Annotated in this window: 21 protein-coding genes and 1 tRNA gene; 12 read left to right on the top strand and 10 right to left on the bottom strand. The window is 63.2% G+C overall.

Going from position 1 to position 23,354, the window contains the following annotated elements; translation table 11 throughout:
- Positions 1-26: 26 nt before the first annotated feature.
- From lysM to trmB, 7 genes are all read right to left on the bottom strand, one after another.
- Entirely contained in the window at positions 27-473 is a 447-nt protein-coding gene (gene lysM, locus AC6LJ2_RS04970; protein ID WP_199168576.1) for a peptidoglycan-binding protein LysM, read from the bottom strand.
- A 46-nt stretch (positions 474-519) separates the two neighbouring features.
- A complete protein-coding gene (locus tag AC6LJ2_RS04965; RefSeq protein ID WP_498150928.1) occupies positions 520-837 on the bottom strand; it encodes a hypothetical protein in 318 nt (105 codons plus the stop codon).
- Between the two features lie 243 nt (positions 838-1,080).
- On the bottom strand, positions 1,081-6,480 hold the full coding sequence (locus AC6LJ2_RS04960; protein ID WP_498150927.1) for an autotransporter domain-containing protein: 5,400 nt from the start codon (positions 6,478-6,480) through the stop codon (positions 1,081-1,083).
- A gap of 166 nt (positions 6,481-6,646) precedes the next feature.
- Complete coding sequence (locus AC6LJ2_RS04955; RefSeq protein ID WP_498150926.1) at positions 6,647-7,744, bottom strand: helix-turn-helix domain-containing protein; 1,098 nt, start codon at positions 7,742-7,744, stop codon at positions 6,647-6,649.
- Positions 7,745-7,773: 29 nt separating this feature from the next.
- The gene (gene thiS / locus AC6LJ2_RS04950; RefSeq protein WP_175191777.1) at positions 7,774-7,974 is read right to left on the bottom strand and encodes a sulfur carrier protein ThiS; all 201 of its coding nucleotides are present in this window, start codon (positions 7,972-7,974) and stop codon (positions 7,774-7,776) included.
- Between the two features lie 10 nt (positions 7,975-7,984).
- Complete coding sequence (pip, locus tag AC6LJ2_RS04945; RefSeq protein ID WP_498150925.1) at positions 7,985-8,926, bottom strand: prolyl aminopeptidase; 942 nt, start codon at positions 8,924-8,926, stop codon at positions 7,985-7,987.
- Positions 8,926-9,696 carry a tRNA (guanosine(46)-N7)-methyltransferase TrmB gene (gene trmB, locus AC6LJ2_RS04940; protein ID WP_498150962.1) on the bottom strand — a complete coding sequence of 257 codons (771 nt, stop codon included), beginning with the start codon at positions 9,694-9,696 and terminating at the stop codon, positions 8,926-8,928. Before trmB ends, pip begins: the two co-directional genes overlap by 1 nt.
- 201 nt (positions 9,697-9,897) lie before the next feature.
- Here trmB and AC6LJ2_RS04935 point away from each other — a divergent pair, with 201 nt between their 5' ends.
- The 5 genes from AC6LJ2_RS04935 (at position 9,898) to AC6LJ2_RS04915 (ending at position 14,362) form a co-directional block, all read left to right on the top strand.
- Positions 9,898-10,794 (top strand): LysR family transcriptional regulator, encoded by an 897-nt coding sequence (locus AC6LJ2_RS04935; RefSeq protein WP_025138160.1) that lies wholly within the window; start codon positions 9,898-9,900, stop codon positions 10,792-10,794.
- Between the two features lie 132 nt (positions 10,795-10,926).
- On the top strand, positions 10,927-12,120 hold the full coding sequence (locus AC6LJ2_RS04930) for a CaiB/BaiF CoA transferase family protein (RefSeq protein ID WP_498150924.1): 1,194 nt from the start codon (positions 10,927-10,929) through the stop codon (positions 12,118-12,120).
- Positions 12,117-13,064 carry a hydroxymethylglutaryl-CoA lyase gene (locus AC6LJ2_RS04925; RefSeq protein ID WP_498150923.1) on the top strand — a complete coding sequence of 316 codons (948 nt, stop codon included), beginning with the start codon at positions 12,117-12,119 and terminating at the stop codon, positions 13,062-13,064. Before AC6LJ2_RS04930 ends, AC6LJ2_RS04925 begins: the two co-directional genes overlap by 4 nt.
- A 112-nt stretch (positions 13,065-13,176) precedes the next feature.
- On the top strand, positions 13,177-14,163 hold the full coding sequence (locus AC6LJ2_RS04920; protein ID WP_498150922.1) for a Bug family tripartite tricarboxylate transporter substrate binding protein: 987 nt from the start codon (positions 13,177-13,179) through the stop codon (positions 14,161-14,163).
- A 125-nt stretch (positions 14,164-14,288) separates the two neighbouring features.
- Positions 14,289-14,362 (top strand) — tRNA-Gly (locus tag AC6LJ2_RS04915).
- A gap of 272 nt (positions 14,363-14,634) precedes the next feature.
- Here the strand turns inward: AC6LJ2_RS04915 and AC6LJ2_RS04910 are convergent.
- Positions 14,635-15,102, bottom strand: a complete 468-nt coding sequence (locus AC6LJ2_RS04910) for a hypothetical protein (RefSeq protein ID WP_263909371.1) — start codon at positions 15,100-15,102, stop codon at positions 14,635-14,637.
- A gap of 270 nt (positions 15,103-15,372) precedes the next feature.
- On the opposite strand from AC6LJ2_RS04910, the gene AC6LJ2_RS04905 reads away from it, so the two are divergent.
- From AC6LJ2_RS04905 to AC6LJ2_RS04885, 5 genes are all read left to right on the top strand, one after another.
- A complete protein-coding gene (locus AC6LJ2_RS04905) occupies positions 15,373-15,801 on the top strand; it encodes a hypothetical protein (RefSeq protein ID WP_498150921.1) in 429 nt (142 codons plus the stop codon).
- Positions 15,802-15,948: 147 nt separating this feature from the next.
- On the top strand, positions 15,949-16,212 hold the full coding sequence (locus AC6LJ2_RS04900; protein WP_263909375.1) for an Imm58 family immunity protein: 264 nt from the start codon (positions 15,949-15,951) through the stop codon (positions 16,210-16,212).
- Between the two features lie 700 nt (positions 16,213-16,912).
- On the top strand, positions 16,913-17,143 hold the full coding sequence (locus AC6LJ2_RS04895; protein ID WP_263909379.1) for a hypothetical protein: 231 nt from the start codon (positions 16,913-16,915) through the stop codon (positions 17,141-17,143).
- Between the two features lie 146 nt (positions 17,144-17,289).
- Entirely contained in the window at positions 17,290-17,736 is a 447-nt protein-coding gene (locus tag AC6LJ2_RS04890; protein WP_498150920.1) for a hypothetical protein, read from the top strand.
- A gap of 168 nt (positions 17,737-17,904) precedes the next feature.
- Complete coding sequence (locus AC6LJ2_RS04885) at positions 17,905-18,789, top strand: OB-fold protein (protein ID WP_498150919.1); 885 nt, start codon at positions 17,905-17,907, stop codon at positions 18,787-18,789.
- Positions 18,790-19,097: 308 nt separating this feature from the next.
- Here the strand turns inward: AC6LJ2_RS04885 and AC6LJ2_RS04880 are convergent, their stop codons facing one another.
- Both AC6LJ2_RS04880 and AC6LJ2_RS04875 read right to left on the bottom strand, forming a co-directional pair.
- Positions 19,098-20,447 (bottom strand): type II toxin-antitoxin system HipA family toxin, encoded by a 1,350-nt coding sequence (locus AC6LJ2_RS04880; protein ID WP_498150918.1) that lies wholly within the window; start codon positions 20,445-20,447, stop codon positions 19,098-19,100.
- Complete coding sequence (locus AC6LJ2_RS04875) at positions 20,444-20,707, bottom strand: helix-turn-helix domain-containing protein (protein WP_498150917.1); 264 nt, start codon at positions 20,705-20,707, stop codon at positions 20,444-20,446. Before AC6LJ2_RS04875 ends, AC6LJ2_RS04880 begins: the two co-directional genes overlap by 4 nt.
- 418 nt (positions 20,708-21,125) lie before the next feature.
- Between AC6LJ2_RS04875 and AC6LJ2_RS04870 the strand changes: the two genes are divergently transcribed.
- Together AC6LJ2_RS04870 and AC6LJ2_RS04865 are read left to right on the top strand one after the other, a co-directional pair.
- On the top strand, positions 21,126-22,181 hold the full coding sequence (locus AC6LJ2_RS04870) for a DUF72 domain-containing protein (RefSeq protein WP_498150916.1): 1,056 nt from the start codon (positions 21,126-21,128) through the stop codon (positions 22,179-22,181).
- A 79-nt stretch (positions 22,182-22,260) separates the two neighbouring features.
- Entirely contained in the window at positions 22,261-23,319 is a 1,059-nt protein-coding gene (locus AC6LJ2_RS04865) for an RNA methyltransferase (protein WP_498150915.1), read from the top strand.
- Positions 23,320-23,354 lie beyond the last annotated feature (35 nt).

Below are 23,354 nucleotides of genomic sequence, written 5' to 3'. Positions count from 1 at the left end.
GCAGCCGGCTTGTTCGCTGTTCTGATTTACGACAGGGGCGGAATGCGCAGCACCTGGCCCGGGTAGATCTTGTCGGGGCTGGTCAGCATCGGCTTGTTGGCCTCGAAGATCAGGGTGTTCTTTGCGCCCTGGCCCTTGCCGTACTGCGCTTCGGCGATCTTCCACAGGTTGTCGCCCTTTTGCACCGTGTACATCTTGGCTTCGGGGGTGGCTTGCTTCACCTTCAGCTGGTTGTCCACCGCGGCCACGCCGACGGTATTGCCCAGCGCCAGCGAGATCTTCTCGGCGGCTTCGGTGCTGGCGGCTTCGCCCGCCACCGTGACCTTGTCGCCGTCCACGGTGATCTGCAGGCCGTCGGCGTTCAGGCCGTGCTTATCCAGTTCTTTCTTCAGTTCGTCCGCCGTTGCCGCCTTGGCTTCGCTGGCGCCGAAGAGCTTTTCCCCAACATCCTTGATGAAATTGAGCAGACCCATAGTGTTTCCTTTATCTATGTTGCGGTGAGAAAGAGAGAACGTGCTGTCAGGACGCGCGGCCGGCAAGCATCTTGCGCACGGCGCCGGCAATAAGCGTCAGGACCGCCCCGCCCACGCCGCCGCCGAACACGCTGCTGGCAATGGCGGAAAGATCCATGCCGCTGTTGCCCGCCGCCATGGCGCCGGCGCCGGCGGTGATCATCGGGGCCAGCCAGGACCCGCCTGCCAGGCCGCCGATCGCGCCTGCGATCGTGTTGCCCAGGGGCCCCAGCGTGAATTGCTGGAGCATCTTGCCCAGGCCATTGCCCCCGGCTGCGCCGGCGACAAGCTGGATGATGAGGTTAATGATGACCGCGGTGTTCATGATGCCTCCTGTGCCCATGGGGCAATGTGCAACGCTAGAACAACAACACGACAACCGTACGACGACAACGCCAGCAACGACGATTATGACCCCCTCTGTCGGCCCGAGACGAGGGGTTAACGTGTAACAGGTTGCTAGCCCCGCGTCAGGTTACGCAAGAATGCGTGCCAGTTGGCCGCAACCGTGCAAAGGGACGATCCGGGCCCTGACAAGGGGCATGGGGGCCGGAGAGAAGGGGGCCGGCTAGAACTTCAGGTTGAACGTCGCCCTGACGCCATGGTCGCTCAGGCCGGATCCTGCCTGACCGTTGTAGGCCAGGCCCACAACCGTGTTCGAGGTCGCCGCATAGTCGAGTCCGGCTTCGAGCACCGCGGTATTTCGAGCCAGGGGAAGGCCGCTGACGGAGTAGGCGTCGCCGCCATCGGCAAAGCGCATCGTCGCCGCCGGCGCCCCGGGTCCGAAGGCATGGCGCCATCCGGCCATGCCTCGGATCGTCAGGGGCGCGCCCCGGGTATCGAACGTGGATGCCGCCCGCAGCCCGAGCGTGGTGAACGCGGCGTGGGTGTCGGCACGCCGGCCGGTGAGGGCGGCCGCGCCCCCCTGTTCGGTGAAGCCCCGGGTGTGCAGCTTCACCCAGGCCATATTGACGAAGGGCTCGATGGTGGCGGGGCCGACGCGGGACCGGTAGCCCAGTTCCCCGTATAGCTGCGAGGTGCCGGCACGGTAGTCGTTCGTGAGCCGGTCGGCGAAGCTCGGGCTATTGATATCGCGACGGGCCGACAGGTCATGCCAGGTGTGGCTGGCGCCGCTACGCAGGACGACGTGGTCCCAATTTGCGCCGGCATACACGCCAAGGTGGTAGTTGTCGCTGGACCCCGATGTGCTGCGGTCTTTCACATTGAAGCGGGTGCGGCTGTAGCCCGCCAATACGCCCAGCCGCCAGTGCCGCGATACCGGTGCATCGGCGCCGGCCAGAAAACCGCCATTGGAACGGGACAGCCGCGCGGCATTGTCGTTGCCTTGCGTTTGCGCCCAGGCGCCGAAAGCCTGTCCCCACAGCGCCGCGCGCTCGGCATTGGCCTTCGCCGGTCGCGGCTGGCCTTCGGTCGCCCCGATACTGGCGGCACCCGCCTGCCCTGCATCATCGAAGGCACTGCGAAGCCGGTCATTGATCGCCTCGCGCAGATAGCGGCTGTCCTCGATCAAGGCCGTCCTGATCGAGGCGTAGGCCTCGCCCGAGAATTGGTCGAATGCCGCTTGCGCCTGGGGAGCGGACAGGCTGAGCACCGCTCCATAGAGCGGGTTGCCTTGCCCGAGGCTGTCGACGGCTGCGCCGGCCGCCCTCTGATTGCGCGTGACGCCAATGCTCTGGAAGCCGACCTGGTTGCGGGTCATGGTCAGATAGACGTGGCTGGCGTCATAGCCCAGGGTGGGCGACAGGAAGGCCAGGTTCGAGGTGACACCGCTGAAAGCGCCGGTGAGGCCACCGTCGGCCGTCAGGATCGTGTAGCGCCGGGACGGCAGATAAGTGCCCTGCCCGCCCAGGACCTGGACGGCGCTGCCCTCCAGGATGGCGCTGCCGGATGTGACGATCCTGTCTGATGCGCCCGATGGATCCACCTCGACCTCGTAGAGAGCGCCGGGACCTAAGACCAGGTTGCCCGAGACATTCAGCACGCCGATCGAGTTGCCCGGTGCCACCGTGCCGTTGATCCGCGTGTTGCCCACCGTACCCGTGCCCTGAAGGCGGGCCGCGGCATCAACGGTCAGGGCGCCGCCGAGCTTGCCGTTCACCGCCAGCGTGCCCGCCGTGACGTCGGTGACGCCGGCGAACCCCGAGGAATCGCCGGTCAGTTCCAGCTTGCCGAATCCGCTTTTCTGCATACGACCTGCACCGGCCAGCAAGCCGTCATAGGAGGCGTTGCCGGTTTGCTCCAAGGCCAGGGTTGCGCCGGCATCGATCGTGGCATTGCCGCCCAGGCGCTCGGCTGTCGTCACCATTTTCCCATCGGCAATCCTCAGGTTCGGTGCCCGCGCGCCGGTCAGCGTCAGGGTGCCGCTGCCGCGTTTGATGAGGGTGCCCGAGCCCAGGAAAGCACCGGCATAGGCCGTGTCGGCCACTTGGTCGACCGTCAGCGCCGCGCGGCCCAGCGCCACCTGCCCGCCGTTGCCCGCCAACGACGAGACGGTCAGGTCGTAATCGTTGAGATCCAGCATGCCTCCATTGATGGTGTAGGCGGTCCCGGCGGCGAACGCGCCGACGTTGCCGGCGCGCAGGATGCCGCTGTCGATGGTTGTGCCGCCGGTGTAGCGGTTGGTGCCGGCCAGGATGGTGGTGCCAGCCCCCATCTGGCGCACGGCGCCATTGCCGGAAATGTTGCCGCTGAATGTGAACGTATCGCCGCGATTGAAGGCCAGCGTGCCTTGCGTGACGACGTCTCCCGCGATGGCGCCGCTGCTGCCGCCGTCACCCACCTGCAACGTGCCGCTGGCGATGTGGGTGCCACCGGAATAGGTGTTGTTGCCCGTCAGGACCAGCGTGCCTGCGCCCGCCTTGGTCAGGGACCGCCCGTTCCAGCCGGTGGCGGCATTGGCGGACTGGTCGGTCAGCGCCGTGCCGATGGTGAAATGGTTGCCGGCGTCGGCCAGGGTGAAGGTGCCGTGCGCAAGATTGCTGCGGGCGACCCAATTCAGTCCGTAGGTGGCCAGATATTGCATGTCATTGGCCGATTTGCGGGCCGAAAGCGACAGGTAGTCCACCGCGCCCGTGTAGCCGCCGATGTTCACCGTGGTGAAATTGCCCTGGATCTCGATCCGTGTGTCGATCAGTACTTTGTCGTGCTCCAGGGGGCCGCTGATGCTGCTGAGGTTCAGTGTGGCGCCGTTGTCGATGATCAGGCGGTCCGCCGTGAGGGACGGGCCGTTTGCATTCGCGCCAATCGACAGCCCGGCACCGACGCCGGAATTGGCAATCAGATTGACGTTGTTGGCGACGTTGACGGTCGTGGGGCCTTGGATCGACAACACCCCGTTTTCGCGCACGAAGACATCGCCACCCAGGTTATTGACGCCGGTCGACACGCCATCGCCAAATTGCAGCGTGCCGCCGTAGATGGAGGTATGACCGCGCTCGCCCCGCAGGCTGCCGGCATAGTTGTTGGACCCCGTCAGTATCAGCGTGCCGTTGCCGCGTTTGGTCAACGACAGCGTCGCCGAGGAAGAGTCCGACAGGACGCCGCCGAAGGTCGAGTCCTGGCCGCTGTCCACCGTCAACGTACGGGTGCCATTTCCCAGGTTGGTGACTCTTCCATTGCCGGAAAGCGCCCCGACGCTCACGTTGTAGCCGCCGATATCGAATACGCCGCCGCTTGCCACTTTCAGTGCGCTGTGCGACCCGAACGCATCCTCGGATCCCGCGGCCAGCACACCGCTCAGGACGGTCGTCGCACCGGTATAGGTGTTCTTGCCCGCCAGCGTCAGCGTGCCGGCGCCGGTCTTGGTCAACGCCCCGCCGGTCCTGCCGCTGTCGCCTTTGTCGGCAATGATGCCCGTGACCACAGACGACGTGTCATTGCCGCCCACCGTCAGCTCGTTGCCGCCGAGGTAGAACTTCCCGTCGCCGGCGATGCTTCCGGCCGACAGCTTTCCAGTCCCGTCCGGGCCGGCGCTGTAGCCGAAGTCGACGACGCCGCTGGCGCCATTGATGAAGGCCGCGTTGCCGCCGTTGGCGTTGCCGTAGAAGACCACGCGGGAGTCGTTGTAGAGCGTGGCATTGCCGGCCGAGCTATGGGTAATGAACTGCAGATGGCCTTTGTTGTGGAGGGTTGCCTGGCCCGCCGAGCTGCTCTCATAGAAGCCCATCAGATTGCCGTTGACGATCTGCGCGTTGCCCGGGTTGGCGGTGCCATAGAAGTAGGCCGAGCCCACACCATCGGCGACGGCGATGTTGCCGAGATTGCTGCTGTCGACGTTGACGATCTCCAGTCGGGCGCGGGTATGAATCGGGCCCGCCATGGAGGCGGCCACGTCCGTTGTGCCCAGCACCAGCGTGCCGGCGGAAATCGTCGTATCACCGGTATGACCGCCGCTTCCCGTTACCGTCCAGATGCTGGTGCCCGATTTGTCGAAACGATCAAAGCCACGGTAGGCCTGGCTTGGACCCATCTGCGACAGGTCGAAGGTGCCATTGAGCGAGCCTCCCAGCGCCAACGTGTTGTTGGCGCCGCCGCTGGCCACCTGCACCCCTCCCAGCAAGGTAGACCCCTGCCACAGTTCCAGCCGGTTGTTGCTGCCGGAAAGCACGATGGCGCGGGCGCGGGTCAACCCGTCGCCCTTCAAGCCGCCCGCGATCGTGCCTGCGTTGACGATCGAGGTATTGCCGGACGCGGCGCCGTAGACTCCCACGCCGCCATCGCCATGCGTACCCTGGCCGAGAATCGGCGTGCCGCCGGCCCCCGCCTGGATCGTGCCGGCATTGAACAGGCTTGCTGGCTGGCCACTGTTGAACAGGATTCCCGCGCCGCCGGTACCCGCCACGCCGCTGGCAGGGGCGCCGTAGAGCATGCTGCCGTACCCGCCCGTAATCGTGGCGCCCGCCAGGTTCTGGATCGAGCCGCCCCAGGCTTGCACGCCCGCCCCGCCAGTCCTGCCTTGGCCGATGGTCATGCCACTCGTGCCGCCGGTGATCGTGGCGCGATTGACGATCGTTCCCTGGTTGCTGAGAACGCCCGCGCCCGCCGCACCGGCAGACGTGTACCCGCCACCGCCGTCGCCGCCGCGGATGCTGCCGTCGTCCACGAGCAGCGTGCCGCCGGCGTACAGAAACACGCCTGCACCGCCATCACCGCCGCCGCCGCTCAAGCTGGGGTTCCGGCCGCCATTGCCACCGATGACGGCACTGCCGCCATTGATCGTCACGCGGCCCCCCTGGGTCAGCACCAGTGCCGCGCCGCCGCCACCGCCGGCGCCATAGAATGTGAGGTCGCCAGGGCCGCCGTTGCCGCCGTTGCCTCCCCTGACCCGGCGGCCGAGTGTGGACAAGTCCACGTCGGCACGGGTCAGGACCAATCCGCCTCCCCCGCCGCCACCGCCCGGGGCCAGCATGGCACCACCGCCGTTGCTGCCGGGGGTTCCGATCTGGTCCACCGCCAGGCCGCCGGTGTCCATGTCGCTGACACTGCCCGTGCCGCCGCCGCCACCGATGCCGGAAGCATCTCCGGCCCCCCCGGCGGCGCCGCCTCCCCCGCCCGCCAGGCCTGCGCCGCCGAGGCCTCCCGTCACACCCGCGCCATTGCCCGCGTTGAGCGCGGCGTCGGGGGTTTGCGCCGCATCGCCGCCTTTCCCGGCGAATCCGCCTCCTCCACCGCCACCGGCAATGCCGCCCAGGCCGCTGATGCTGCCGCCGGCACCGGCGCCATGGCCGCCGCCATGGGTGATCTGCTGTGCTTGCGCGCCTGGCAGTCCCCCCCAGCAGACGGCGGCCATGAGGGCCAACAGAGACAGCGGTCGCGGGCCGCCCGCGCGCACGCCGGGGTGGGGGGCGGCTGCAGGGCGGGTGGAGGGGGCGCCGGGCGGGTCGGTTGCCAAGGCTGTCGTCCAGGCGGACGCAGCGTCTTTCCAGGAGGCGCGATAGGGCAGGGGCATTCGGATGTCCGCAAACTGAAAACGGACAATGTTCCGAGATTCGTCTTGCTTTTACTGCACGCACCGTCCCCGAAAACCATACCTTGCGTCCCAAGCGGCAGGCCAGATGTCCCATGGGGCGGCCGCGGGCCCGATGGGGCTGGCAGTCCGATGAGCTTGGGGGCGGCTAGCGTGAGGCGACAGTGGGCGCGCGCTGGATGCCCGCCAGCCAGCTCTGGATCAGCGCGGCATCGGTGGGCGGCGGGTGGGTGGCGGATGCGTCGTGCCTGGCTTGACGGGCGTTGGCGCGAACTTCGCGGGGGCTCGCCCCGAATCGAAGCCGGAAGGCGCGGCTGAATGCGCTTTCGCTGGAGAATCCATAGCGGTAGGCGAGTTCGGCGATGCCGATGCGCTGCCCTGTCGCCAGCAGCAATTCGTCAAAGCACTTGTCCAGCCGGCGTCCCTGGACGTAGGCGGAGACACCGCCGTCTTCCAGGAACAGGCGGTACAGGCCCGATCGCGAGATGCCCATTTCTGCCGCGATTCGCTCCGGCGACAGTTGATCCGAATCGAGGTGGCGTTCAATGTGGCGGCGGATCAATCGATGCATGCCGTCGCGTACCGCCTGGCGCGCTTCGCCATGGTCGTCGCGCAGCTTCGACAGGCTGCCGCCCAACAGGACCAACGCGGCATTGACGGACGCCGCCATTTCTGCGCGAGTCAGCAGCGGCGCGCTTTGCATCAGCTGCGACAGGTGCGACGCCAACAAATGCGTCGCGCCCTGGCTGCGGTCCAGCGTCGCGCCGTGCAGGCCATGGCTACGCAGCGCAGTCGGCAGGCGGTCGCGCGGGATAGTCAGGGTGATGGTGGAAAACGTCGTGGTGCGGCTGTCCATCGTCTGCCCCAGGTCAAGCAGGCCGATCGAGCCCGTCTCTGCATGGACCTGCCGTTTTCCGTAATCGCCCCGGGTTCCCCCCGCCACGAACAGCTGGACCAGCAAGTGATCGACGTGGCTGCGCCGAACATCCAGCGGGGTGCGCCGATGGCGCATGGTGGCCGAGCAGGTGCTGTGGCTGATCAGGCTGTCGCCCAGGTGCGTGCCGCTCATCTCGCCGCGGAAGTCCCGTGGATCGGATTCGATCTGCAGGTCGACGTAGGGGCGCACCAGCGTGCGCCAGATATCCGCCGCATCCGGCATGAGGCGGCTGTCGAATTGCGCGCGGAACTGTGGGGGCGCGTCGGCCTGGCCCTGGGAGGGCTGGCGGGACGAAGGGCTGCGGCTCACGATGCGGGAGGACGCGGGGCGCGGCGCGTTCAGCCCCCGCCCACCGCCACCACGATCTCGATCTGGTCGCCGTCGGCCAGCGCGGTCTGGCCGTGCTGGCTCTTGGGGACGATCTCGCCGTTGCGTTCCACCGCCACGCGCTTGCCGGCGTAGCCCAGGGTTTCGAGCAGTTCGTTCACCGTGGTGTCCAGCGGGAACTCGCGGGCGTCGCCGTTCAGGGTGATGTGCATGCGGGTCTCCTTAGCGTTTTGCGTAGGCGTCGGTGGTCGCGATCAAGCGCGCCAGCGTGCCGGGTTCGTCAAAGGCATGGCCCGCGTCGGGCACGATGTGGAAGTCGGCTTGCGGCCACGCGCGGTGCAGGTCCCAGGCGGTGCGCATGGGCGTGCAGGTGTCGTAGCGGCCCTGCACGATGGTGCCGGGAATGCCGTGCAGCTTGTGCGCATCGCGGATCAGCTGGCCTTCTTCCATGAAGCCGGCGTTGACGAAATAGTGGTTCTCGATGCGGGCGAAGGCCAGGGCGGCGCGGTCGGCGGCGTGGCTTTGCTGGTGCCGCGGGCTGGGCAGCAGCGTGATGGTGCTGTCTTCCCACTTGCTCCAGGCCTTGGCCGCGCGCAACTGCTCGGCGGAGTCCGAACCCGTCAGGCGCTTGTGATACGCCGCGACCAGGTCGCCGCGCTCGGCTTCGGGGATGGGCGCCAGGTACTCTTCCCAGCGGTCGGGAAACAGCCACGACGCGCCTTCCTGGTAGAACCAGTCGATCTCGGCGCGGCGCAACGCGAAAATGCCGCGCAGCACCAGTTCACTGACATGGTCCGGATGCGTCTCGGCATACGCCAGCGACAGGGTCGAGCCCCACGATCCGCCGAACACCAGCCACTTGTCGGCGCCCATCACTTCGGCGCGCAGGCGTTCGATATCGGCGACCAGGTGCCAGGTGGTGTTGTTGTCCAGGCTGGCGTGCGGGGTCGACCGGCCGCAACCGCGCTGATCGAACAGCAGCACGTTGTAGCGCTGCGGGTCGAACAGCTGGCGATGCACCGGCGAGCAGCCGCTGCCCGGGCCGCCATGCAGGAACACCGCCGGCTTGCCCTGCGGATTGCCGCAGAGTTCCCAATAGACCTGGTGGCCGTCGCCGGTATCCAGGAAGCCGTGGCGGTAGGGTTCAATCGACGGATAGAGCATCAGGCGACTCGCTTGAAGATCAGGTCCCAGACGCCGTGGCCCAGGCGCAGGCCGCGTGTCTCGAATTTGGTCAGGGGGCGGTAGTCCGGGCGCGGCGCGTAGCCGTCCGCGGTGTTTTGCAGCAGGGGCTCGTTGCCCAGCACGTCCAGCATCTGCACCGCGTATTCTTCCCAGTCGGTGGCGCAATGGATGTAGCCGCCGGGGGCGATGCGGCTGGCCAGCAGCGCGATGAACGGCGGCTGCACCAGGCGGCGCTTGTGGTGGCGCTTCTTGGGCCAGGGGTCGGGGAAATAGATGTGCACGCCGGCCAGGGAATCGGGCGCAATCATGTCGCGCACGACCTCGACGGCATCGTGCTGGATGATGCGCAGGTTCGGGATGCTGGAGTCTTCGATGCGGCGCAGCAGCGAGCCCACACCGGCATTGAACACTTCCACGCCCAGGAAATTGTCGCCAGGGCGGGCCAGCGCGATCTTCTCGGTGGTCTCGCCCATGCCAAAGCCGATTTCCAGCACCGTCGGCGCCGCGCGGCCAAAGGCGGCGGCGGGGTCCAGGCGGCGCGGCGCGTACGGAATGGACCATTGGCCCATCAAGCGCTCCAGCGCGGCCAGCTGGCCCTGGGTGATGTGGCCGCGGCGGTGCACGAAGCTGCGGATGTGGGTGGCGCCGGGGCTGTTCGGCGCGTGCGGCGTGCTGGCCAGCGCGGCCTGCGTTTCCGGGGAAATGGGCGCGGCGGCGGCGTCGCCGGCGGGTGTTGCGGGGGTGTTCACAGGCGTGGTCGCGGAGTTGTTCGCGGGGGTGTCCGCGGGCTTGTTCGTAGTCATGGGGCGAATTGTAGTGGCAGCCCAGGCCGGCCGTCCCTGCCAGGGGGGATTAAAATAGGGACATATTTGTCGCGGATCGCCCCGGCGATGAGGCTATAGTTCCCTGCCTGGCTTTCTACAGGGCGGATGCCGCCCCGCTTGCTTCCCATGAATGTTGCCCGCTTCGACCTCGTCACGCTTTCCTTGTTTGTGTCCGTGGCACGCCAGGGCAGCATTTCGGCCGGGGCGCGCCAATCGCATCTTGCCGTGGGCGCGGCCAGCAAGCGGATTTCCGACCTGGAGGCCGCGCTGGGCACCGCGCTGCTGTACCGCAACGCCGCCGGGGTGGAACTGACCGACGCCGGCCAGGCCTGCCTGGTCCATGCGCTGCGCGTGCTGCAGGAAGTGGAACAGATGGCCGGCGCGCTGTCCGACTTTGCCCAGGGCGTGCGCGGCCAGGTGCGCATCGCCGCCAATACCTCGTCACTGACGCAATTCCTGCCCGAAGACCTTGCCGCCTTCATGGACGGCCATCCGGCCGTGCGCATCGACCTGGAAGAGCAGAACAGCAGCGACATCGTTACTGCCGTGCTGGAAAACCGCGCCGATATCGGCGTGTTCGCCGATCGCACTCCGGCCGACGGCCTGGCCACCTTTCCCTATCGCCTGGATGAACTGGTGCTGATCGTGCCGCAGCGTCACCCGCTGGCCGGTGAACCCCAGGTAGCCTTTGCCGACACGCTGGCCTACGACTATGTCGGCCTGCCGCCCGCCACGTCCCTGGCCACGCGCCTGGCCGACGAAAGCGGGCGCCTGGGCCGGGCGATCCGCCTGCGCATCCAGGTGCGCAGCTTCGATGCCATCTGCCGCATGGTGTCGGCCACCCGCGGCGTGGGCATCCTGCCGCGCATCGCCGCCGAGCCGCATGCGCGCTCGATGCCGATCAAGCTGATTCCCCTGACCGACGAGTGGGCGCGCCGCTGGCTGCTGCTGGGCGTGCGCGATGCCGACACGCTGACCGTGGCGGCCCGCCTGCTGCTGGCGCATCTGCGCAGCGACAGCTGATTCCTGCGGTTGCGGGTTTGCCCGGGGTTTCTCGTTCCGGGAATGCCCCTTTCCCCGATTGTCCATTCCGCCCGGCGCCGCTTTGCGCGCACACTGCCGTCCATTGATATCGAGTGTCGCCAGGGAGGCGAAATGGCAGGGCAGATTCTTGCCGGCATCCGCGTGCTGGAGCTGGGCCAACTGATAGCAGGGCCGTTCGCCGCCAAGACGCTGGCGGACTTTGGCGCGCAGGTCATCAAGATCGAGCCGCCGGGGCAGGGCGACCCGCTGCGCAAATGGCGTTTGCTGCATGAAGGCACGTCCGTATGGTGGGAAGCGCAGTCTCGCAACAAGCAGTCGGTCTGCGTGGACCTGCGCCAGCAAGAAGGCCAGGACATCGTGCGCTTGCTGGCCCGGCAGGCCGACGTGCTGATCGAGAACTTCCGCCCCGGCACCCTGGAAAAATGGGGCTTGTCGTGGGAAGCCCTGCATGAATTGAACCCCCGCCTGATCATGCTGCGCATCTCGGGCTACGGCCAGACCGGCCCCAAGGCGCGCGAACCCGGCTTTGCCGCCATCGGCGAAGCCATGGCCGGCCTGCGCTACCTGAACGGCGAACCCGGCCGCGCCCCGGTGCGCGCCGGCCTGTCGCTGGGCGACACCATCGCCGGCCTGCACGGCGCGTTGGGCGTGATGCTGGCGCTGTACCAGCGCGATGCGCGCGGCGGCGTGGGGCAGGTGATCGACGCCGCCCTGTACGAAAGCCTGTTCAACCTCAGCGAAAGCCTGTTGCCGGAATACTCCGTGTTCGGCGCCGTGCGCGAACCTGCCGGGGCCGCGCTGCCCGGCATCGCGCCGTCCAACGCCTATCCCTGCTCAGATGGCTATGTGCTCATCGCCGGCAATGGCGACGCCATCTACACCCGCCTGATGGCCCGCATCGGCCGCAACGACCTGGGCCAGGACCCGGACCTGGCGCACAACGACGGCCGCGCCCGGCGCGTCGCCGAGATCGACGCGGCCATCGGTGCCTGGACGCACACCCGCCACATCGACGACGTGCTGGCAGCCATGCGCGAAGCCGACGTGCCTGCCGGCCGCATCTATTCCGTGGCCGACATCGCTGCCGATCCACACTACCGTGCCCGCAACGCCATCACCACCGTCGAATCCGCGGCCGGCGTCGCCGTGGAAATGCCGGCCGTCTTTCCCTGCCTGTCGTCCCATCCCGGCGCGGTGCGCGAGCGCGCGCCCACCCTGGGCGAACACACCGACACCGTGCTGGCGCAGGCGGGCCTGACGGATGCACAACGCGCCGCGCTGCGCGCCAAGGGAGTCATCGCATGAACGCCGGCCCCGCCAAGATAGCAATCAACGAAGTCGGCCCCCGCGACGGCCTGCAGATCGAAAAAGCCCTGGTCGCCACCGACGACAAGGTCGCCCTGGTCGACGCCCTGTCCGACTGTGGTTTCGCACGCATCGAAGTCACCAGCTTCACCTCGCCCAAGGCCATTCCCGCCCTGGCCGACGCCGCCGACGTCATGCGCCGCATCCGCCGCCAGCCCGGCGTGATCTACACCGCGCTGGTGCCCAACATCCGCGGGCTGGAACGCGCGCTGGAAGCCGGCACTGACGAGATGAACCTCGTCATGTCGTGCAGCGAAACCCACAACCGCGCCAACCTGCGCATGACGCGCGACCAGTCCTATGCCGAACTGTCACAGGTGCTGGTCGCGGCGGCGCAGACCGGCACACCGTGCAACGTATCCTTGTCCACCGCCTTCGGCTGTCCGTTCGACGGCGACGTTGCGGCCGATCAGGTGCTGGACCTGGCCGCGCGCCTGGTGGATGCGGGCGCCGCCGGCATCACGCTGTGCGACACCACCGGCATGGCCTTTCCGACGCAAGTGGCCGCGCTGTGCGAACAGGCATCCGCGCGCCTGCCCGGCGTAGCGCTGACCGTGCACCTGCACAACACGCGCGGCATGGCCTTGGCCAACGCCATGGCCGCCTGGCAAACCGGCATCACCCGTTTCGATGCGGCGGCCGGCGGCCTGGGCGGATGCCCCTACGCGCCGGGCGCCAGCGGCAACGTCAACACCGAAGAACTGGTGCACATGTTCGCCTGCATGGGCGTGGACACCGGCGTATCGCTGGAACCCCTGATGGCCATCGTGCGCGGCTTGCCTGCCCTGGTGCAGCGGGACCTGTCCAACGCCTTGCTGCAAGCCGGGCCGCGCCTGGCGACGCATGCGGCGCCCGCGTGGCTGGCTGAACGATTTCCCCAGTAATGCGGCAGCAGTCCCGCGGCCGCGCCATAGCGGGCCGCGCTTGTCGCAGCTCAGTACCGCAGTCAGATCCATCCGTTTTGACCACACTATAAAAACCCAAGGAGACACACCCATGGCATTGCCCAGCCTGCCCCCCATCCTGCGCGTCGGCGTCGCCGCCGCCCTGACATTCGCCGCCGGCGCCGCCAGCGCGCAAGCTGACTTTCCCAACCGCCCCGTCACGCTGATCGTGTCCGCCGCGCCCGGCGGCACCACCGACATCGCCGCCCGCCTGATCGCCCAGCCCCTGGGCGTGGCACTGGGCCAGAGCGTCGTCGTCGAGAACAAGCCCGGCGCCTCGGGCGGCATCGCCGCGCAGGCCGTGGCCCGCGCCAAGGCCGACGGCTACACGCTGCTGCTGCAATATTCGGGCTTCCAGGTCATCACGCCCCACGTCACGCCCGCCTCGGGCTGGGACCCCATCAAGGACTTCGCGCCCGTCGCCAACGTGCTGTCGGCGCCGCAAGTCGTGGTGGTCCGCCCGGACCTGCCGATCAAATCGCTCAAGGACCTGGTGGCCTACGCCAAGGCCAACCCGGGCAAGCTCAACTACGCCTCGTCCGGCAATGGCTCGCTGCAACAGGTGGCCACCGAACTGCTGAACCAGATGGCCGGCACCCAGATCACCCACATTCCCTACAAGGGCACCGGCCCCGCGCTCAACGACCTCCTGGGCGGCGCTGTCGACATGACCATCACCACGCCGCCGCCGCTGCTGGGCCAGATCGCCGCCGGCAAGCTGCGCGCACTGGCCGTCACCGGCAACACCCGCCTGCCGTCCCTGCCCGACGTCCCCACCGCCGCCGAAGCCGGCTTTCCCGACCTGATCGTGTCGTCGTGGTTCGCCATGTACGCGCCCAAGGACACGCCCGCGCCCGTCGTCGACAAGATCGCCGGTGAAATCCAGAAGATCATGAAGACCGACGCCTTCCGCCAGAAAGCCGCCGAGCAGGGCGCCGAGGCCATCTTCATGGGGCCGAAAGAACTGGGCGCCTATACGCAGTCGGAACTGGACCGCTGGGGCAAGGTCGTCAAGGCGGCCAACATCACGGCCAACTAGGATCACGGCCAGCTAAGCCCCGATCGCTGAGAAACCGGGGGGCGGCAAGCCGCCTCCCGGCGCAGAAAAACCCGCGCTATAATTCGCGCCTCTGTCCGGGTTTGAGTCCCGGGCACGACACCCGAGCGGGTGTAGTTCAATGGTAGAACGGCAGCTTCCCAAGCTTCATACGAGGGTTCGATTCCCTTCACCCGCTCCAACTTTCCCTTCATTGCTCAAGCAGCAGTTCGTGCGCTGAGCGATGCATTCGCCAGATTTTCCTGGCAAATCCCCTGAAGACTTTTGCCGATCGGCGTGCTGCTGCGCGTTGGGTTCTGTGCTGCGTGCTCGTTTTCAGAATCTTCCAATTCCTGCTTGGTGGGGCGGCTTCTAGCATGGCGGGTTGAGCGTTGAACGACAGCTACTGAAAACGCAATTTGGTTCGTTGTTACGCCCTCTGACTCAACAGATAGAGCCTGATGACTGAGTAAGTCAGGATTTGAATTTATTCTTCACGCAAAACGTCGAAAAATTCTCCGCGTAAATCCAATCGACATCATGCAAAACGGAAACCGATATTTCCAACATATCTGCCGCCAGATACTCGGGGTAATTGCTGTATTCCAACATGCCTTTTTCGGTGGTCAATCCGGTTGTTAGTAATTTAATGACTTTCCGAAAGGTGGCTGAGGCATCGTCACTCAATTTCAAAAGAGCGACTTTTTCTTTAACCAGGTCTGATGTAGGCAAAACTCCCTTGGCGTTAAGCTTCAATATGTTGAGCTTTTCTTCAAAAAACGCGCAGTCATTCTTACCAGCATACATTCTGAAGCCATCCATCGACGGCAAGGTCTCAAGATATTCGACGTACATCATCAATGCGTCTCGAAATTCAATTGCTTCGAGATCTATAAGGATGCCGATTTTTTCAATTATCTGTTTGATGGTCGGTTGGATCATTTAATTGGCTCCTTGTGCTGTTTTGAAAACGTAGTCTGGTTCGCTATTTTTTTCAATGGTAGAACGGCAGCTTCCCAAGCTTCATACGAGGGTTCGATTCCCTTCACCCGCTCCAACTTTCCCTTCATTGCCCAGGCAGCAGTTCTTGCGCTGAGCTATGGGTTCGCCAGTTTTCCTGGCAAATCCCCCTGAAGACTTTTGCCGATCGGCGTGCTGCTGCGCGTTGGGTTCTGTGCTGTGTGCTCGTTTTCAGAATCTTCCAATTCCTGCTTGGCTGAACGCCTCCTAGCATGGCGGGTTGACTTTAGAAAACGTCAGCTGAATCGCGAAAACGTAGTCTGGTTCGTTATTAGTCGTTATTACTTCATTGCAGAGGGAGATGTTGTGAGAGGAGAGAATAAAAAAATTATGCTCTCTGGGGAGGAAGCGATATTTATTCTCTGCGAGCTTGAATACGTCTTAATTTCCCTGAGAAATATCGGTAGGAGTTATCATCAAGGCTCCAGTGGGGGCGGTACTGATGCTGACTATTGCAAGGAAACGACTAGATTCATTGATGAAAAAAAGGTTGTGCATAGATTGGGAAAAATAAGAAAGGTCCTCTCTGGAAAGTTTGATAATTCCCTCGGTGACGACGATATGGATGATCTTGAAAGAGCGATAGAAAATATAGCGGTTTGGGAAAAACCGGGGGACTAGGGAAAATATAAAAATGTTGAGATCGTTTGCAAAAAAAAGCGAGTCAGGCTATGTGTTTCAATCCAAAATCAGCCAGGCTAATTTGGCCTATACACGTATCGGTCGATACAAGTAAATTCGTATGGGTATGGAAGGAATGAGGGTTTTTTGACTTCCATTGTTTTGATTTTTGCTTTTGCGTCCTTGCTATTTTCATATCTATGGATTGATAGGTCGCTAAGTCTGGGATGTGCGAAGCAAAGCATATCTCCGTGCAATGCCGCCTTGCAAAGCTTGGAACGTCTTCTGAGTGCATCTTGGCGCGGCATGCCTAAGCAAAGTCTGCTTGAAATGCTTCACGAACAAGTGGTGGCTGCCCCCGATGCTTTGAATTACGTGAAGGATGATGGTGACGTGATTTCATTGAAATAACGAACCGAAATAACGAACCAGACTACGTTTTCGAAAATTAATCTCTTGCGGGGATCAATCATTCCTCCATCAATACCAATAATACAGGAGGATGCAAGTTCTCTTTCATCGGTTTTTACAAAGACAGCGAATATATATGGAAATAGACATGAAACGGATCGAGATTGATTGTAATTTCAACTACTTGGGGCCGGGATATCCGGCTCTAAGTGAGAGAGAGGTTGAATCTCTTAATTTGCACGAAAATGACAGCGTTACTGTTTATCAGGATGGGGGCGAGTGGAGCGGGATTTTGTGCTTTGATGATAGTCTCCCCTTCCAGTATCAGTGGTATGTGAAAATATAAGCGAATGGAAATAACGAGTCAGACTCTGAGGTTTCCCCACGAATCCTCGGAAGAATTCTTTATTTATCAGCAAACTACGGTGAAAGTGGCAGTTTCGAGCGGCGCAAACGGCGGAAGCCCCCATAGCCTAGTGCTCCTCGGGTCTCATCAGCGCGCTTCAGGGAATCAAGTGTCGCTGTGCTTTGCTCCCTTGGGAAACGCTTGCCTGAAGGCTCGGCTGTAAGTCCTTGATTTGGCTTGTGCCTTCGAGGAAATTCGTGGGGAAACCTCAGAGTCAGACTACGTTTTCCCGGATACCTGCTCGGGTGCGGGCTGTGAAAAGGTAGTTGGCTCGCGATTGCGCCAAGTATCGATATGAACAAGAAAACTGCATCGGAATTGATAGCGGCTATTGAACAGATGAATGCCGCATTGGGAGTGATGGCAGCAACCGTCGAATCAATCCAAGATATGGATGAAAGAAGAGAGTTCCGCAAGCATGTGGCAGAACTTATGGGCTACGTTTACGCGGGCTTGATGGTTCCAGTGCTACGTCAATACTCTGAGCTTGATCCTGACTCAAATCCGGGGCCCGCCACGGCCTGACCCTGTCCGAGATTTCGGTATTGCTCTGCTGACGATATGCGATCGAGTGCACTGGGGCGCATATCCGCCCCGTCAAGACCAAGAATGTATGCGTTGTGAGAGAAGAAATTTCATGCACTGGATGAAGCCGTGCGACGAGGAAAAGTATGACATTTGCGCCCCGCTTGGAGATCTGCCTGGGCAATCGACAAAATCTTTGCATGTCCACGGTTAAAAATCAGAATGCCGAGCCTCGCCTGCTTGTTTATATACCGTTAGACGAGCTAAAAGCGCTTGGCTCAGAGGATGCCGCCCACCGAATAGGTGGAAACATCCTGAATGTCTTGGCGCTTTGGCACAAGCAGGCGTTTGAAGATTGGCAGAAGCTGGCAGTTCGAAATTCGGAGGTGGTTGTTCGTGGCGAATCCCACGACAGCGATGATGAGTATTGCTCTGCATTAAGGTTGATTGGTCAGGCTCTATCGGCGAAAACAGCGGTGCATAACTCATCCATCGAGTATTTCTTAAGGCAGGCGGCAAAAGATAATGAGGATGTGCGAAAGTATTTGGAAGATGTCTGGCCGTTGCTGCGAGATCGATTGGGGGCGCAATAAATTCCGTTGGGTAGGATTCGAGGGCGCAGTGTGATTCTTTATTTACGCTGTCCGGCCACAAAATGATTATCGTAACGGTGCGATTTAGAACGACGGTAGAAGGAGGGCGGCATCAGCCGATCTACCCACGCGACCTTTCCTGCACTGACTTTGGCTTGTCTGCCGAACATGTATGCTGCGGACGAGAACATCCGCCTGTTAGCGATCAGGCACGGCAAGTCAATCGATCAGGGTGAAGTAATGCTCGACCTCCATTCCTCGTTTCCATCAACCAAAGCGAAGCTTCGAGTCACATTCTGCGTGACGCTGGTCATGGCACTTGCTCCGGCGCTTGGCGCTGCCAAAGGGTATGTTCCCAGTGACGTTGAAACCGCTCTTCTAACGCTTGTCCGACAGGACGATGTGCGGACGTTCGGCGAGGGGCAACAGAGCTTTGCTGCCCAGGCTCTCAACATCGACGTTGCGACGGCGTCTGAAATTGCTCACGTCTATAAGAGTGGAAATGACGCCAAAGCAAATCTACGGTTTCTCAACAGGCGAGTGCTTGTGTCGGGCACCATTGATGCGGTGCAGTCCGACAGCCCTGGTCGCACAGCGCTTGTCTATGCCGACACCGGAATGACTCAAGTGCGCGCAATGACGCACGATGAACAGCCATCGCGTACGAGTGCGCGGCAGGTGGGGAGCAAGGTCGCGTTGGTCTGCACGGGGGCAGGCGGAACCTCACGTGCAGTCACATTTGACGATTGCGAGAATGCGGACAGCTTTGCCCGGCGTGAATGGGGGCGCCTGAATGCCTGGTTTGTCGATTTCTATCAGGGCAGGTACGTGCCGAACATCATGGTGGTGACGATGGCCATCAATATTGCAGCACGGGCCAGCAGGATGCCTGCAGACCACCATTGCGGCGTAAGTGCTGAAAAGTGTCGTGAGGCTGCGATGGCGATCGGTTCTCTGACCGACGATGATGGTCTTTTCAGGGACACCGTCAAGCGATTCGAGGCACAAGGGCTGGATTTAAGCTTGTTTGCGCCCGTGCAATCGAAGCCCTAGCCAGTCGCAGGAAATAACCGAAATAGGAAATAACGAACCAGACCACGTTTTCTCATTGCTTAGGCCACAGTCCCTGCACTGAGCGACGCGATCGCCAGTTTTCTTGGCAAATCTCCTGAAGACCTGTGCCGATCGGCGTGCCGCTGCGCGTCGGGTTCGGTCCTGCGTGCTCGTTTTCAGAGTCGTCTAGTTCCTGCCTGACCGGGGCACTCCTGGCATGGTCGGTTGGCTCATGACTAATGACCAGTCCATGCCGGTCTTCCCGCAGGTTCGCGAGGCAGCTTCAAGAGTCTGTGAATGAGAAGTGACTACCGCTTGCCGCGCCTGGGGACCAACAGCTCCGATTGCCCGATCTTCGTGCGCGTCGACTCTGGCGGCTGAGGATCGGAAAACCCGGCCGCGGCGATAGCCGCATCCAGCGCTCGGAATTGCACCGCCGACTTGGGACTGCGTAGCGAGGCCATGCCCTCGTTCCAGGCATGTACCATCTGCTTGGCTACGTCACGCCAGCGTGGTTCATTCTTCGCCGCTTCGATTACTTCCTGGCCCACGGCTACCGCCGATTCACATAGACGTTCGATCATTTCCGCGTATTGCCGTGGCGGAATACCTAGCCGCGCGTTGAAGAACCGCTCCAGCGTCTTGCCGATTGCCCAGGTTTGGCGCCCGTCGATGGACAAGCTCGGCGGATTGCTGGCATAGCGCGGATAGGCCTGCGTTGTCACAATGTCGTAGGCTGGCGTGTAGGCCACGTCGGCCAGCGAGTTGTAGTAGAGCGCGATGTTCTTGGCGTGGCAGTCAGCGTTTCGTACCACATAGTTGGTGAGCAGCAGCCAGCCCAGCCGCGTCAGTTGTTCTCGTACCTGTGCGGCAGGTAGGTAGACCCGTGTGGCGTTCAGCACCTTTTCCGTGGTGGTCGCGTACTTCTCGTGGGGCGGCAAACCAAGCAGGCTGCACGCATCTTCGAGGCCATGCGTCGGGATGCCATGCGCATCGACATCGAAGCGTTCAACCACCAGCACGCGGCCATCATCGGACATTTGCGCCTGGACGACCGGCACCACGTTCAACCGTGCCAGCACGCGCAGGCTGTAGAACTCGTTGAAACCCAGGTAAGGCGTGCTGTCGTCCGAACCCTTGATGATGTGGCGGTGGGTGCGCAGAGTGGGTTTGCCCAAGGGGCCAGCCGCATCGGAAGACGTGGCCTCCGGTGCCAGGAACTTGGGCACCATGCCGGAAACGGCGGCGCGCGCGTAACGGCGAACCAGCGAGGAGAACTGTTCGACGCTGTTGTCCGCTTTCAGCAGGCCTTCGATCTGCAATGGCGCCAGATCGGCACCCGGCTTGCCACCTTCGGGCGTGACGGTGACGCGCCCAATGCCCATGCCGCCGACGACAGCGAGCAAGGACAGGTCTGTGCCGTCGAGCAGCGGCCCAAACTCTTCGCGGATGATGCCCAGCAAATAGCCTTCAGGAAGGTTCTGGCGGAAGAAGGGATGTAGATCGCGCGGCCAGCGCCAAGGCTCCTCGCGTACTGGCATGGTCAGGCTAATGAAGTCGGCCGGGCTGCTGCCTGGTAGGTATTTCAGGACGTATTCGTCCCGTTCCCGGTAGAGCTGTGCTCTCGTTTTCCCACTAACCTGGACGTCGAGTTTCATGGCGTGTCACCTCGACGCTGTTCGGCCAGAATGTCTTCGACCGTACGGACATGACCCTGCTTCACCGGCTTGAGGTCATAGCCGGCTGCTTCGAGCAGCCGCACCAAGATCGACACACTCATGTCGCCCTTGGCCAGGGTTTCCATGCGTGCCACCGTCGTGCGCGATACCCCCGCCCGCTGGGCCAGTTCTTCCTGGCTCAGGCCGGCTTGGCGCCGTGCCTTCTTCAGCATGTCGGCCACGTCAGAGAGGGTTGTCATCGTGTCCCTTGGGCATCAAAAATGGGCTAATAAAGTTAAATTGTAGCCCAGGAGATACTTTAATCAACCCCTTTTCTGCAGGCTTTTCAAGGAGGCGGGTTCCTGCTCGCGCCGCTCAACCTTGGCGCGCCGGTTGGCGAGCAAGGCCGCCATCACGTCATCAAATTTCTTGTCATGTCTCTTTTTAATCAATTGGTTGAGTGGATTTTTCGATTCCCTTCACCGGCTCCCGCTTTGCCCTCATCGCTTACTTCGCAGTTCTTGTACTGAGCTGTGCGATCGCCTGATTTTCTTGGCAAATCTCCTGATGGCCTTTTCCGATCGGCGTGCCGCGGCGCGTCCGTAGCTGTACCGCGTGTTCGCCAGGTTGTCCGATTGAAAACGCAGTCTGGTTCGTTATTTCTTTAGAATGCCAAGCATGCAAGACGATCTATTCGCAGATGCGCTACCCGTGCCGCCGGCCAACGCCTCGGAGCATGTCGCGTCTCCTGCCAATTCCGACCTTTCCGCCCTCCGGAGCATGGCCAGAGTGCTTCCCGCCCCTGCGGCGCAGGAATGGCGCGCGCTCGCGCGGCAGTTGCCGGCGCAGTTGCGCTTTGGCGTTTCCACCTGGTCATACCCCGGCTGGGAAGGGCTGGTCTGGGACGGCGAATACGATTCAAGCACGCTGTCCAGGCACGGCCTTGGCGCCTACCATCGGCATCCGCTTTTGCGCACGGTTTGCGTGGACCGCACTTTCTGGCAGCCGTTGACGGCGACCCAGTATGCCGGTTACGCGGGGCAGGTCGATGATGATTTCCGCTTCGTCGTCAAATGCCCCGCCAGCATTACTGACGCCCAGGTGCGTGGCGAAGAAGGCAGGACGCGCGAGGCCAACCCGGTTTTCCTCGATCCGTCGCTGGCTGTCCAGGACTTCGTGCGGCCGGCGCTCGAAGGCCTGGGGGCCAAGCTCGGCGTCCTGGTGTTCCAGCTGAGTCCGCTGCCTCTGGGCTGGCTGAGTCGCCAGACATCGCTGTTCGAGAAACTGGGGCGCATGCTGGCGGCCGTCCGGGAGGCATTGTCCACGCATGATGCCGTGATCGTCGCGGTGGAAGTACGAGACCCGGAACTACTGGGCCAGGCGCTGGTCGACACGCTCAAGGCGCATGGGGCCACTTTCTGCCTGGGGCTGCATGGCAAGATGCCCCCGATCGAAGCGCAACTGCCGATGCTGCGCGCGCTATGGCCGGGGCCGCTGGTCTGCCGCTGGAACCTGAATCGCGTTTTTGGCCCATATGGGTATGCCGCCGCGCAGAAGAAGCATGATCCGTTCAATGCCATTCTCAGCGAAGACATCCCCACTCGCACGGTGTTGGCGCGCACGGTCCGCGGCATTACGGGCGCGGGCCAGCCGGCCTACGTGACGATCAGCAACGACGCCGAGGGTTGCGCGCCGCTGTCCATCCAGCAACTGGCCCAGGCCATTGCGGGATAGGTGGGGCTTCGCCCGGGTCGCCATGCTGGGCACCGAGCCTGCCGAGCACACGTGCCGGGCGCGGTAAAATCCGCTCCCCATGCGCTTCTCCGACTTCCACCCCCGTCTCGCCGCCCTCGGCGCCCAGCCGGCTCATCGCGGCCGGGTCATGCGCGCCTGGCTGAGCGGACAGGCCTTCGACACCGACACCTGGCGCCGGCGTTTCGACAACTACTTGCCGCTGGCGCTGCGTGACGCGTTACCTGCCTTGGCGGCGGACCTGGACGGCCTTGCTCGTGTCCACGCCGAACATGCCGGTAACGACGGCTCGCGCCTGCTGCTCGCGCTGGCAGACGGCCAGATGGTGGAAAGCGTGCTGCTGCCGCGCGATGGGCTCTGTGTTTCCACGCAGGTCGGCTGTGCGGTGGGCTGTCGGTTCTGCATGACGGGCAAGAGCGGCCTGATCCGCCAGGTGACCAGCATGGAAATCCTGGCCCAGGTCGTGCTGGCGCGACGTCTGCGTGCGGTGAAGAAAGTCGTCTTCATGGGCATGGGCGAGCCGGCGCACAACCTGGACAACGTGCTCGAAGCCATCGACTTGCTCGGCACGGATGGCAACATCGGCCACAAGAACCTGGTGTTCTCCACCGTCGGAGACCGGCGGGTGTTCGATGCCTTGCCGCAACAACGCGTCAAGCCCGCACTGGCGCTGTCACTGCACACGACCAAAGCCGACCTGCGCCGGCACCTCCTGCCACGCGCGCCGCAGATTACGCCGGACGAACTGGTCGAGCTGGGTGAAGCCTATGCCCGCGATACCGGCTACCCGGTGCAGTACCAGTGGACGCTGCTCAAGGGCGTCAATGACGGCGACGACGAACTCGACGCCATTCCCCGCCTGCTCAAGGGCAAGTTGGGCGTGCTCAACGTCATTCCCTTCAACAGCCTGGAAGGGGACGACTACCAGCGTCCTGATACCGAACGCATCCGCGAGATTGTTCGTACCCTGCACCGCTGCGGTGTGCTGACCAAGGTGAGGAACAGCGCCGGGCAGGACGTGGAGGCCGGTTGTGGCCAGCTGCGTGCCCGGGCCGTGGGGGCGCAGCAAGTGGTCGAACTGCGCCGCCGGCCGCGTGGCGCCGGGGCGGAAGCCGCCTAGCGCCTTTCTGGTCCGAGCAATAGCTCGCTTCACGT

This window comes from Achromobacter sp. 1014246743 (assembly GCF_059760725.1).
This window is presented reverse-complemented; position numbering and strand designations above follow the sequence as displayed.